We start from the raw sequence: 12,935 nt of genomic DNA on the forward strand, positions 1-12,935 counted from the left end.
CGCAGTCATGTAACAGTGATAAACATATTTAAATGAAGTTAAATAAAATAAAAAAGCAGGTAATTCGAAAATAAAAGAAACTTTTTTCGACCTGCTTTTTTTATATAATTTTAATTATTTAATCCATCAATAAATGCACTAATTTGTGGGATTGTTTTTCTTTCTTTACCAACGTATCTACCAAGTTCTTGACCGTTGTTATAAGCAATAAAACTTGGAATACCCATAACATCAACTTCTTGACATAAATCAATAAATTCATCACGATCAACTGATACGAATTGATATTGATTGTATTTCTCTTCAAGTCCAGGTAAATCAGGATCTATAAAATGACAATCCGGACACCAAGATGCTGTGAACATAAATATTGTTGGTTCGTTAATCAATGATTTGTATTCTTCGATTGACGTTAATTGTTTCATTTCTTTGCACTTCCTATCATTAATGTTTGTTGACCATCTTTAATTATATGATACTTCTTCAACAAATGATAAACAAATAAACTGATTACAGCTGGTAATAAGAAATGGAAGAAAACAATTTGTAAGTATACTTCTGTTGTACTACCCATCGTTTTAATCGTCATAATTTGTCCTACTAGTCCACTTGAACCCATTCCAGCACCAGCTGCATTATTTTCCATTGGCCAAAAGACTGTCATGATTGGTGCTACTACGATACTTGCTACGACTGGTGGTATTAATATAAAAGGTTGCTTTAAATAATTTGGAATTTGAAGTTTACTTGTACCAATACCATGTGCAATAACGCCTGAAATACCATTATCCTTATAGCTTGTTACTGCAAATCCGATCATATGACAACAACCACCTATCGTAGCTGCTGCTGCCGCTGTTCCACTTAAACCAAGCATTAACGCTAAAGCTGCACTTGAAATCGGACTACTTAATGTAAGTCCAACAATAAGGCTAACGAATATCCCCATTAATAAAGGTTGTTGATCCGTGCTTAATTGTATCCAGTTTCCTAATGCTTTCATAAATGCATCGATAAATGGCGCTATAAACTTTGCAATAGCTGCACCTATAAATAACGTTAAAATCGGTGATAAAATAATATCTATTTTAGTTTTTCCTGAATATAATCTTCCGAGTTCACTCGCAAATACTGAAGATAAATAACTTCCTACAGCGCCACCTTGTTCATATCCATACATGCCTGTTACTGCAGTTGTAAATATAATGAGTGGTGATGCGCCTAAACCATAACTAACTGCTACCCCTACCCCAGCACCTGTTAAAGTTTGAGCTAATTTGCCTATTTCTATCATAATTGATGTATCAAAATATGTATTTAATGATTGGCCTAAAGTTTCAATAATAAGTCCAACAATTAATGTACTAAACAAACCTAAAGCCATATAACTTAAACCATCTATAATTGTTCGATTAAAAAAAGATTTTACGCGTTCCATTTATTCACACTCCTTAAATGGATTATACAATAAAAAATACACATGTCATTATTTAAATTAAAATAATAACATGTGTATTTTGAAACTTTATACTTCTATAACATTTAGAAATTTCTTCAATGCGTCTGTCTTCGGTTGAGTAAACATCTCTTCCGGTTTACCTTCTTCACCAATTAAACCATCATGAATAAAAATCATTCTATCAGAAACTTCTCTTGCAAATCTCATTTCATGTGTAACAATGACCATCGTCATACCTTCATTAGCTAAATCTTTAATAACTTTTAATACATCATTCACTAACTCTGGGTCTAATGCTGATGTCGGCTCGTCAAACAACATGACTTTAGGATTCATTGCCAATGCTCTAGCAATCGCCACACGTTGTTGTTGACCACCAGATAAAGCATGAGGTCTTTGATCTTTAACACTTTCTAATCCTACTTTTTCTAAAAGTTGAAGTGCTTCATCATATGCTTTTTGCTTATTTACTTTTTTAACAGTAATTAAACCTTCCATAACATTTTCAATTGCTGTTTTATGTGGAAACAAGTTGTAATTTTGAAACACCATACCTGATTGTTTACGTACTTTAATTTGTGACTTCTTATTATCTGCTGTGTACGTTTCGCCATTAACAACTACAGTACCTTCAGTCGGAATTTCCAATGCATTCATCATTCTCAATAAAGTTGTCTTACCCGAACCTGATCTTCCAATTAAAGTAATCACTTCACCTTTATCTACTGAAAGATTAATCCCTTTGATGACTTCTTTATCATTAAATGATTTTTTAATATTTTGAAGTTCAATCATGAACGATACCCTCTTTCAATATAAGATTCATAGTAAGATTGAACGATTGATATGATAAAACATACGATCCAATATAATATCGCTACTAGTAAATAAATCGTTAAGAATTCATATGTTGTAGATGCGACTTCTTGCGCTTTTCTAAACATTTCTGCTACTAAAATAAAACCAAGTAAAGACGTATCTTTAATTAAGCTTAAGAATGTATTACCTAATGCAGGTACTGAAACTCTGATTGCTTGAGGTAATATAATTCTTTGTACAGTTTGTTTATAATTCATACCAATCGAGTAGGCAGCTTCAGTTTGACCTTTCGGAATAGACATAATTCCACCTCTTAAAATCTCAGATGCGTATGCACCTACATTAAGAGAAAGACCAATTATCGCAGCTATGACAGGTGACAAAGTCAATTGATTGTCTGCATTTCCTGTTGCCAATCTACCAATCTCAGGGATTCCGTAAAAGATAATGAATAATTGAACAATCATAGGTGTACCACGAATGATTGAAACATAAAAACGTGCAATCCCTTTTAGAACTTTACTACTTGATATACGCATTAATGCTGTAACTAATGCCAAGATTAAACCAAGCACAAAAGTAACTAAAGTAATAGGAATAGAATATTTAACTAGACCCTCTAACATCGGTAGAAATGCTTGTTTGGCAGCATTTAATGCATGAAGTTGCTCATCATTTAGGCTCTGAAACATTAGCGCCAAACCATTTCTTACTTATTTTTTCTAATTCGCCATTATCTTTTAAAGTTTTTAGACCTTTATTAAAATCTTTAATCACTTTGTCATCTTCTTTTTTACTAAATGTAAATGCAGATTGACTTTGTTCTGCATCGCCTTGTATTGCTTTTATTTTAGCGTTAGGTTTTTGCTTTTTATAATCTAAATATGAAACATTATCATTGAAAGTACCTTCAACACGATTTGATTGTAATAAATCCATCGCTTGGTTGAAGCCGTCTACTTTTGTAATATCAGCACCTTTAGATTTTGCAAGTTTACCATAGTTAGATGTTAAAGTTTGAGCTAATTTTTTACCTTTAACGTCGTCGAATGATTTAATGTCTTTATTATTCTCATTTACTACTAATACACCATTTGAATAAGTGTATGGATCTGAGAATTTATATTTTGCTTTTCTTTCGTCATTGATACCAACTTGGTTAGCAATCATATCAAAACGTCCTGAATCTAACCCAGCAAACATTGAATCCCATTGTGTTTCTTTAAATTCAACTTTGTATCCCATTTCTTTAGCAACTGCTTTTGTTACTTCTACATCATATCCAGTTAACTTATCATTTTTGTCATGAAAGCTAAATGGAGAATACGTACCTTCTGTACCTACTACAATTGTTTTATCATCTTTCTTACTACTTTCTTTCTTGTCGTTGCTGTTTCCACATGCAGCTAACACAACAATTAATGCAATAATTAAAAATATACCCTTTTTCATATATACATCCCTCTATTCTTAGTATCCAAATCGGAATAAACATATTTTAGACCGAATTACAACTACTGTCAATTACTAAAATCTGGACTATTTAAATTTCAAATATTCAATCTTTTCTGAACTTAAATTTAACACGATTTCATTAAGTAATAATTTTGCACTTTCATAATCTCTTGCGTCGTAAATAGCTTTACTTGTATGGATATATCTAGCACAAACACCTATTACCGCAGTTGGGATACCTGTTAGAGCTTTATGAATTTCTCCACCATCAGTACCACCTGGTGATTGGAAGTATTGATGATTAATTTCTTTCTCTTCAACCATTTCAATTAAATAATCTCTCATTCTTTCAGATAAAATCATCGTACGATCTAATATTCTAATTAATACACCTTTACCTAAAGCACCAGATAAGCCGACATGTCCTTTCATATCATTTGCAGGTGAACAATCCACAACTAATGCTAAATCTGGTTTGATTAAATTCACACTTGCTGAAGCACCTCTTAAACCAACTTCTTCTTGAACATTTGCACCTACATATAAATCGACATCAAGCTCTTCATCTTTAACGGCTTCCAATAACTCTAATCCAACTAAACAACCATATCTATTGTCCCATGCTTTAGCGAGTATTCTATTCTCTGTAAGTTGTTCAAAATTCGTACTTGGAACAATTGTATCACCAATTTTAATGCCCATTTCTTTTAATTGATCAATGCTTTCTGCACCAACATCTAAAAGCATATCTTCAATAGATACACCTGACTCTTTACCAGTTCTAAAATGTTTAGGGATACTGCCAACTACGCCATTATAGTATTTACCGTCACGAGTTTTTAACTGTAGTGTTTGTGATAACCATACATCTGATGACACACCGCCAAGTGGTGTGAACTTTAACATACCCTCTTTTGTCATTTCAGTAACCATAAAGCCAATTTCATCCATATGAGCTGCTACTAATACTTTAGGAGCATTTTCTTTTTTAGATTTTTTCACACCATAAATACTGCCCATATTATCACCGATAATTTCATCAACAAATGGTGCCATTTTTTCTTTTAAATATTCACGTACTTCATTTTCAAATCCAGGTACAGCATGTAACTCTGTTAATTCTTTCATTCTATTAAGTGTTTCTTGTCTAATTTGTGTCATTGTAAATCTCCTTATTGAAATATTTATCTATCATTCAGTCTTTATGTTAAACTTAACTTAAATAGAAGGAGGCATGGTCATGCAGAACAATAAGTTACGCTTTTTCATTTTATTATTGTCCGTTTTTACTGGTTTAGGTATTGTTGCTTCTATCGTATATGCTAAGCAATATAAGCCATATAGTTGTGAAGAAATCCTTAAACAAGTCAAAGCACAATTTAATAATGTTGAAGCCTCTTATATATTACATATCCCAAAGACCTACCAAAAATTCGGCATTGAAACTAAAGTTGTACATGGTGGTATTACCGTTAATAATGATGGTAAACAAGTTCACTATGAATTTATCGCCGATGCCTTTAATGGCCAAGTTATTGATATATTTGAAATTTAATAAGCTTAAAAAGATGAGTCTGAGTGATTAATTAAAACCTCAGACTCTTTTTTTGACTGAAAATTATTCAACTTCACCGTGATCTAGTGCATCGAATGATTTTTTAATAGATTCTAAACCACTTCTTAATTTTTCTTCGCTACAAGCTAAATTCATTCTGAAATGATGACTTTCTCCGAGCTCGTAGGAATGACCGATCCCTGTTGCAAGTTTCCCTACAGATTGCAATGCTTTTTGAACATCACTTTCTATGTAACCACTTTTAGAAAAGTCTACCCAAGCTAAATATGTCGATTCAGGTTTGATAAACGATAACTGATCAGACATTTCACTTTTAATAAATTCATCTAAGATAGTCATATTCTTTTCAATATGATTATTTAATTGATCTACCCATTCACCTGCTTCATTATAGGCTACTTTAACTGCTTCAACAGCCAATGTATTTGCAGCTGACAATCCATAATATGTTGCCAATTTACGATTGAATTGTAATGTGAAATAACGATGTTTTGTAATCATATAACTACTTGCTAAACTTGCTAAATTAAATGTTTTACCTAAACCAGTGACAACAAGAATTGGAGAATCTAAAGTCATTTCATTTGTCATTGAATAGAATCCATTTTCACTTCTCACAAAATCCATATGAATTTCATCAGAAACAATAAAGACACCATGTCTTTCACACACATCTTTCATAAATGCACATTCTTCTTTCGTCCAAACTTTACCTGTTGGATTATGAGGGCTACACAGTACTAACACTTTAACGTCATCACGTACTGCCATTTCTTCAAATTGTTCTTTATCTAACTCATAACCGTTATCCGTTGCAACTAATGGAGATTCGACGGCCACTCTTTTATTACCTTCAATTAAATTTAAAAAGGCATTATATGAAGGTGTATGTATTAACACACCTTCACCTTCTTTCGTAAATTCACGTATAACTTCAGTTACAGTAAACAAAATACTCGGCACATAATATATATCATTCTTTTGGATATTTACAGAAAATCTCGTTTTGTACCAATTTTTAATCGAACTTAAGTATGCTTCTTGTTTCCACACTAAATACCCGAAATGTGCTTGATCTAATTTGTTTTTCAAATGGTTGATAATAAAATCAGGTGTCTTAATATCCATATCTGCAATCCAAAATGGTTCTAAGTTCTCATAATCATAAACTTTACGTTGTCCATCATATGCTACTGTTGCTGTTCCCCTTCTATCAATCACTTCATCAAAATTATATTTCAATTAAATCATCCCTTCTCATTTCTTTTTTAATTCCCTTCGTTTGTTCATCAAGTTTGAGCGCAAAATAATTGGCATCATGATAGAACACGAACCAATAATCTTCTTTAATATATCTTTGTAAAAGTCTCTCCTTAGCATTTATGGAATCCATTGGATAATCATCATAGGCTGTAACCCATAAAGGATTAAGATGAGCTAATGTAGGCAAGATATCAGCCATATGCACAGCTTTCATATCATTACTTTCAATTTCAATGACACTATGACCAGCACTATGACCACCAGTATGTATCATTTTAATACCTGGAACGATTTCCATCGAATCCACAAATGTTACAACTTGATGTTCAATACCTTTATAATTTTGTTCCCAATATGTAGCGCTACTTCTTATATTTGGGGCTCTCAATTCATTCCATTCAATTTGTGATGTATAAATTGTTGCATTTTTAAATACTGATTGACCATCTGTAGTTGTCAGGCCACAAGCATGATCAAAATGCATATGAGACATTAAAACTATATCAATATCATCAATGGTCAAATTAAATTGCTTTAATGAGTTACTTATATCACTTTCATAAGTTGTACCATAGTTTCTTTTTTGTTTGTCTGTTAATTTACCATTACCTATCCCAGCATCAATTATTATATTGTGTTCATCTGTTTGAACGAATATTGGATGTGTTACGAGAGGTATTTGATTAAGTTCATTAGGTGGGTATTTTTTACTCCACAACGCTTTTGGGACCACACCAAACATTGCACCACCATCCATTTGAGTAATACCACCTTGTAATGGATATAATTTAAATTCACCTATATTTAACAAGAAATTCCCCTCCAATCATTTATTATTATTTTATCACTAATTAGAGTAATGAACATCTTTCATGATTACTACAACACATTAGTTAAAAATGACGTAAAAAAAGAAGTTAGAATCAAAAACGATTCCAACTTCCTTATTTAAAGCTTGCTTCCATACGATAGATTCTAAAGCCTCTACTAGAGAATTTATCTTCATATTCAGTACGGATATTATCTTCAGGCTCATCTTCATGTAAATTCAAATTAATATAATCAAATGACATACCATATTGAGACATACTTTCTAAACTATACTCAAATAACCCTTGATTATCTGTTTTGAAATGTATTTGCCCATCTTTACTCAAAATGTGTTGATAAATTTCTAAAAAGCTAGAAAAAGTTAATCTTCTTTTAGCATGTCTTGTCTTAGGCCATGGATCAGAAAAATTCAAATAAATTCTAGAAACTTCATTCTCAACAAAATACTCTGTTAATAATTTAGCATCTTGATTAATCAATTTAATATTGTTTAATTCCATTTCTTTAACTTTTTCAAGAACACGGACCATAACATTTTTATCTTTTTCAATTGCTACGTAATTGATATTAGGATTCTGTTTAGCAGTCTCAGTAATAAATCTACCCATACCAGTTCCGACTTCAATATGAATGGGTTGATCTTTATCAAACCATTCTGCCATCTTATATTGATGATTAAGATCTACATCTACTATATTGGGATGATTCTTTAAGAAATCGTCAGCCCAAGGTTTATTTCTCATTCTCATTCAAAGTTACTCCTTATATAAATACATTTCTTGTCATCACTTCATTTAAGAAGTGTAACCAATCATTCATATCTTTATAACGTTTTTTCTCTTCATACCACTCTACCATTGCGATAGCTTGAATTAATGTATACCACTTCATACGTTTCTTTAAATCGTGCGTATCATTAATGCCATACATACTTAGCCAATCTGACCAATCTTTCTCATCAACATAAGTATATAATATCATTCCGATATCAATAGCAGGATCAGCAATCATTGCACCTTCCCAATCTACTAAGAAAAGTTCGTCTTGATCAGATAAAAGCCAATTATTGTGATTTACATCTCCATGTATGACTGTATAGAATCTACTGTCTAATGTTGGCATGTTATCTTCTAGATATAACAATGCCTTTCTCACAGTGCGATTAGACAATACATGTCGTGACAATGAGCTGTTAATTTTATTAAATAAAATCTCTGGATGCATAGGTTTCATTTCCATACGTTTAAGCATATTTAATAATTGTTTAGAAGAATGTATTTTTTTCAGAAGTTTGGCAACACGGTTAGAATTCATTTCATCTTGGACTAACTCTCTACCATTTTTCCAATGTTGTGCAGTCACAACTTCTCCTGTTTCGATTCTTTTAGTCCAAACTAATTTTGGCACGATACCTTCAGCAGATAACGCTGTTAAGAAAGGACTTGAATTACGTTTTAGGAAGAGCTTGCGGCCATCTTGTTCTGCCATATATGCTTCACCAGATGCACCACCTGCTGAGTCTAATGTCCATCCTAACTGATAAAAATGTTCCAACCTATCCACCTCACTTTCAATTAAAGAAAAAGAAAAAGACTCAAGAATATTGTTTTTCAAGAGTCATATTTTAATCTTAAAAATTTTTGTTTTATTTTTGTAATTTTAGTGCGCTTGATATAAATTTTATTATCTTTCGGTTAAGATTTCAACCTCATAAATGAAAACTTTGGAGTATTTTGAACCTATTCATATACAATAAGTCTTATAAATTCAGTATCCACTTGAATTACTTAAGATATTAAAATTACACTAAAAAATTTTTATGATTTTGACTCTATATAATTATTAAATGCATTTTGTAATTTCTTCGTAATTTGTCCGACTTTTCCGTCACCTATTTTTTGATCATTTACTTGCACAACTGGCATTACTTCAATAGATGTACTTGAAATAATCACTTCATCAGCATCATTTAAGAAATCTAATGTAAATGATTCTTCAATAAATGGAATATTTAAATCGTCAGCTAATTCTTTTATAACACGTCTAGTAATACCATTAAGAATTAAATTATTTGCAGGATGTGTATAAATTTTGCCACCTTTGATCGCATAAACATTGCTTGAACTACCTTCAGTAACTGTTTCACCTCTATGCATGATCGCTTCAGCTGCATCATTTTGTGTAGCTTTCTCTTTTGCTAACACGTTACCTAATAAGTTCAAACTCTTAATATCACATCTTAACCATCTGATATCTTCAACTGTTATAGTTTTAACGCCATTTTCTAATTCGTCGTATGGTCTGTCATAGCTTTTAGAAAAAGCTGAGAATACAGGCTTTGTACTAGCATCAGGAAACGGGTGATTTCGAGGTGCAACACCACGTGTCACTTGAATATACACGCCACCATTTACAACATTATTCTTTGCTGCTAATTCTTTCGTTACTTCTGTTAAACCTTCAACAGAATACGCGTCTAAATTAAGTCCAATTTCTTTCGCACTTCTAAATAGTCTTTCATAGTGCTCTTTAGATGTGAATACTTTGCCATCATATATACGTATGTATTCATATATGCCATCACCAAAGTTATAACCTCTATCAGAATAGCTAATCTTACCTTCAGATTCCTCAACAAACTCATCATTTAAATAAATATAACTCATTCATCATCACCCTTTACACAGACATTGTATATAGCTTCTAAATAAATTGCAGTTGCATTAAATAATTGTTTTTTCGTGATATATTCATTTTTTTGGTGCATTAAATCTTCAGACTCTTTAAACATTGCACCAAATGCTACACCTTTATCTAAGTTTCTAGCATATGTGCCCCCACCAATTGTAAATGGCTCGGACTGATCACCTGTTTGATTGCGATATGCAGATAATAGTTTTTCAATGAATGGATCGTTTTTATCTACATAATGCGGAACTTGGTGCTTATCCATTTCAATTTCGAAGCCTTTTTCTTTCACTTCTTCAGAAAAACGAGACATTGACTGATCAAAATTAAAGCCTTCTGGATATCTTAAATTAATACCAAATTGACCACCATCTACATCTGTATAACTCATAATACCTGTATTAGTCGCCACTTCACCCATTTCTTCAGTAGCAAATTTCATACCCATTTTTTCACCTTTTGGAGAATCAACTAAGTATTCATTTGCAAATTTCACGTATGAGCTCGCGTATTTATCTAAATTTAATTCATTTAAGAATTGAATAAGATATAAGCCAGCATTCACACCTAATGTAGGATCCATACCATGAGCTGATTTACCGTGAACAACGATATTTAAGAACCCTTCATCAATTGTTGTTTCGCCTTCAATCTCATGTTCATTTAAAAATGATTCGAATTTCTGAACAACATTCGTCATTTGTTCTTTGATAAGTAATTTAGCTTGAGCAGTATCTGGTACCATATTGAATCTTTCACCTGAGAAGAATGCTTTGAGCTCTACTTCAGGCTCATCATTATCTTCCACATATCCAGATTGAATGATGTTGAATGTTACAATCCCTTTTTCTCCATGAATTAGAGGGAATTCTGCATCTGGTGCAAAACCTACAGAAGGCATTTCTTCTGTTTCAAAATAACGATCTGTACATTTCCAATCAGATTCTTCATCAGTACCTACAATAATATGTATTCTTTTTTTCCATTCGACTTTCATATCTTCAAGTATCTTAACGGCATAGTATGCTGCAATTGTTGGTCCTTTGTCATCAAGTGTACCTCTTGCAATGATTGCATCTTCAGTTTCTACAGGTTCAAACGGATTAGAATCCCATCCAGCACCTGCTGGCACAACATCAACATGGCAAAGTATACCTAATAAATCATCACCTTTACCCGCTTCAATTCTACCTGCAATATTATCTATATCAACATGAGAAAATCCATCTCTTTCTCCTAACTTGTACATATAATTTAACGCTTCTTTTGGACCTGGTCCAACTGGCGCATCGTATGTACTTGCTGCATCATCTCTAACACTTTCGATGCTTAATAGCCCCTTTAAATCATTTATAATATCTTGTTCATATTCTTTAATTTTATTTCTCCACATCGAAAATCATCTCTTTCTTAACTTGAATAGTTATCTATATAATACATGATATTTTTGTAAATATGAAATAGAATTACCGATAAATTTTTATTTTTTTATACATAAAGTTATTTCCTTTTACGTACGACTAAAGTCTTATATAAAAATATTTTTTTGAATCTTATTATTTCCCGACAAGATGAAAGTTGTTAACAAAAAAACTAGGACAAATAAGTTGCCCTAGTTTTAGTCAATATTGAACATAAGGAGAAAATTATTTCTTCAAATCTTCTTCTGTAACAACTCTTAAATTGTTGTTTGCAGTTCCGCCTTCATCATCAAATTTAGCTTCTCTTTGTTCAGTTGGATCTTCATCTTCTTTTTTTAGACGAGATTTAGCATTTGATGCATAACCTTTTGGATCTTCTTTTGCTTTTTGGAATTCATTTTTCGCTTTTTCTTTAGCTGACTCTTTATAAGAAGTTGGATCTTCTTTATATTTAGAGTACTCGTCTTGTGCTTTACCTTTTAGTTCGTTTGCTTTTTGCTTAGCATTTTCTTTGTAATTCTCTGGATCTTCTTTATATTTCCCGTATTCATTTTTTAATTTATCTCTATTTTCTTTTTTAGATAAGACAACTGCTGCTGCAGTTCCACCTAATACTACTAACGTTCTAAATAATCCTGCTTTTTTAGCCATTTGTATCCACCTCTATTTAATTAATAGTTATTATAATACCCCGAGAAAATCTTTCTAAACATTTTAAACAGATAAATTTAAAAGTTTAAAATCTTCTTCTAACAAATGCCTATACTCACCAAATTCTAAACGTTCATCAAGTTCTAAATCAGCTATTTGAACACGTTTTAAATACGTTACTTCACAACCAATAGCATGAAACATTCTCTTAACTTGGTGGAATTTACCTTCATAAATCGTAACATAAGCTATAGACTCTTCTCCATTTTCTACAATTTCTAATTCACTTGGAGAAGATGTAAAGTCACCTAAATCTATTCCTGCTTTAAAAATATCTATTGCATCATCTGAAATGTGACCAGACACTTCAACATAATACTTTTTAGCGACTTTTTGTTTTGGACTCATAAGTTGATGCGAGAATTTACCATCGTTTGTTAGAAGTAATAAACCTTCTGTGTCTTTATCTAAACGACCAACCGGAAATAAATCTAAGTGCATATATTCTGGGACAATATCAATGACTGTTTCATGTTCATCATCTTCTGTCGCTGAAACAAATCCAGATGGCTTATTCATCATTAAATATACAACTGGTTCATATTCTATCGGGATATCATCAAATGTTATAACATCATCTTCTGGATTAATATGCATTTCAGGTTTCTTAACGATCTCATCATTAACGGAAACAAGATTTTTCTTTAGAAACTTTTTAACTTCTTTTCTTGTTCCGATACCTGAATTTGCTAAAAATTTATCTAATCTCATC

15 protein-coding genes are annotated in these 12,935 nt (G+C 31.9%); 1 reads left to right on the forward strand and 14 read right to left on the reverse strand.

The genetic code is table 11. The annotated features are described in order from the left end of the window. Positions 1–110: 110 nt before the first annotated feature. From LQ694_RS01590 to LQ694_RS01615, 6 genes are all read right to left on the reverse strand, one after another. Positions 111–425 (reverse strand): thioredoxin family protein, encoded by a 315-nt coding sequence (locus LQ694_RS01590; protein ID WP_037588574.1) that lies wholly within the window; start codon positions 423–425, stop codon positions 111–113. Next, on the reverse strand, positions 422–1,438 hold the full coding sequence (locus tag LQ694_RS01595; protein ID WP_058611996.1) for a PTS sugar transporter subunit IIC: 1,017 nt from the start codon (positions 1,436–1,438) through the stop codon (positions 422–424). The genes LQ694_RS01590 and LQ694_RS01595 overlap by 4 nt, the downstream gene beginning before the upstream one ends. 87 nt (positions 1,439–1,525) lie before the next feature. After that, positions 1,526–2,254 carry an amino acid ABC transporter ATP-binding protein gene (locus LQ694_RS01600; protein ID WP_048539561.1) on the reverse strand — a complete coding sequence of 243 codons (729 nt, stop codon included), beginning with the start codon at positions 2,252–2,254 and terminating at the stop codon, positions 1,526–1,528. Next, positions 2,251–2,970, reverse strand: coding sequence for an amino acid ABC transporter permease (locus LQ694_RS01605; RefSeq protein WP_048539560.1), 720 nt, complete (start codon positions 2,968–2,970; stop codon positions 2,251–2,253). The genes LQ694_RS01600 and LQ694_RS01605 overlap by 4 nt, the downstream gene beginning before the upstream one ends. Continuing rightward, positions 2,951–3,730 (reverse strand): amino acid ABC transporter substrate-binding protein, encoded by a 780-nt coding sequence (locus tag LQ694_RS01610; protein WP_058611995.1) that lies wholly within the window; start codon positions 3,728–3,730, stop codon positions 2,951–2,953. Before LQ694_RS01610 ends, LQ694_RS01605 begins: the two co-directional genes overlap by 20 nt. An 87-nt stretch (positions 3,731–3,817) precedes the next feature. Then, the gene (locus LQ694_RS01615; protein ID WP_037588580.1) at positions 3,818–4,894 is read right to left on the reverse strand and encodes a M42 family metallopeptidase; all 1,077 of its coding nucleotides are present in this window, start codon (positions 4,892–4,894) and stop codon (positions 3,818–3,820) included. 79 nt (positions 4,895–4,973) lie between these two features. Here LQ694_RS01615 and LQ694_RS01620 point away from each other — a divergent pair, with 79 nt between their 5' ends. After that, positions 4,974–5,288: a hypothetical protein gene (locus LQ694_RS01620; protein WP_058611994.1), complete on the forward strand. Its 315-nt coding sequence runs from the start codon at positions 4,974–4,976 to the stop codon at positions 5,286–5,288. 63 nt (positions 5,289–5,351) lie between these two features. Here the strand turns inward: LQ694_RS01620 and LQ694_RS01625 are convergent, their stop codons facing one another. The 8 genes from LQ694_RS01625 to LQ694_RS01660 all read right to left on the reverse strand — a co-directional run bounded on the left by LQ694_RS01625 (position 5,352) and on the right by LQ694_RS01660 (position 12,934). Beyond that, positions 5,352–6,551, reverse strand: a complete 1,200-nt coding sequence (locus tag LQ694_RS01625) for a MalY/PatB family protein (protein ID WP_196968330.1) — start codon at positions 6,549–6,551, stop codon at positions 5,352–5,354. Then, on the reverse strand, positions 6,541–7,383 hold the full coding sequence (locus LQ694_RS01630; protein ID WP_228065235.1) for a YtnP family quorum-quenching lactonase: 843 nt from the start codon (positions 7,381–7,383) through the stop codon (positions 6,541–6,543). Before LQ694_RS01630 ends, LQ694_RS01625 begins: the two co-directional genes overlap by 11 nt. 133 nt (positions 7,384–7,516) lie before the next feature. Beyond that, entirely contained in the window at positions 7,517–8,152 is a 636-nt protein-coding gene (gene trmB, locus LQ694_RS01635) for a tRNA (guanosine(46)-N7)-methyltransferase TrmB (RefSeq protein ID WP_096791804.1), read from the reverse strand. A 13-nt stretch (positions 8,153–8,165) separates the two neighbouring features. Then, positions 8,166–8,957, reverse strand: a complete 792-nt coding sequence (locus tag LQ694_RS01640; protein ID WP_025905270.1) for a phosphotransferase family protein — start codon at positions 8,955–8,957, stop codon at positions 8,166–8,168. Positions 8,958–9,220: 263 nt separating this feature from the next. Continuing rightward, the gene (gene dat, locus LQ694_RS01645) at positions 9,221–10,069 is read right to left on the reverse strand and encodes a D-amino-acid transaminase (RefSeq protein ID WP_196968331.1); all 849 of its coding nucleotides are present in this window, start codon (positions 10,067–10,069) and stop codon (positions 9,221–9,223) included. Next, positions 10,066–11,484, reverse strand: coding sequence for a dipeptidase PepV (pepV, locus tag LQ694_RS01650; protein WP_218697395.1), 1,419 nt, complete (start codon positions 11,482–11,484; stop codon positions 10,066–10,068). Before pepV ends, dat begins: the two co-directional genes overlap by 4 nt. Before the next feature lie 253 nt (positions 11,485–11,737). Continuing rightward, complete coding sequence (locus LQ694_RS01655) at positions 11,738–12,163, reverse strand: YtxH domain-containing protein (protein ID WP_048539552.1); 426 nt, start codon at positions 12,161–12,163, stop codon at positions 11,738–11,740. A 63-nt stretch (positions 12,164–12,226) separates the two neighbouring features. Further along, complete coding sequence (locus LQ694_RS01660) at positions 12,227–12,934, reverse strand: pseudouridine synthase (protein WP_096791928.1); 708 nt, start codon at positions 12,932–12,934, stop codon at positions 12,227–12,229. Position 12,935: the final 1 nt, after the last annotated feature.

It is taken from the genome of Mammaliicoccus sp. P-M58 (genome assembly GCF_022386165.1).
Taxonomy (GTDB): Bacteria; Bacillota; Bacilli; order Staphylococcales; family Staphylococcaceae; genus Mammaliicoccus; species Mammaliicoccus sciuri.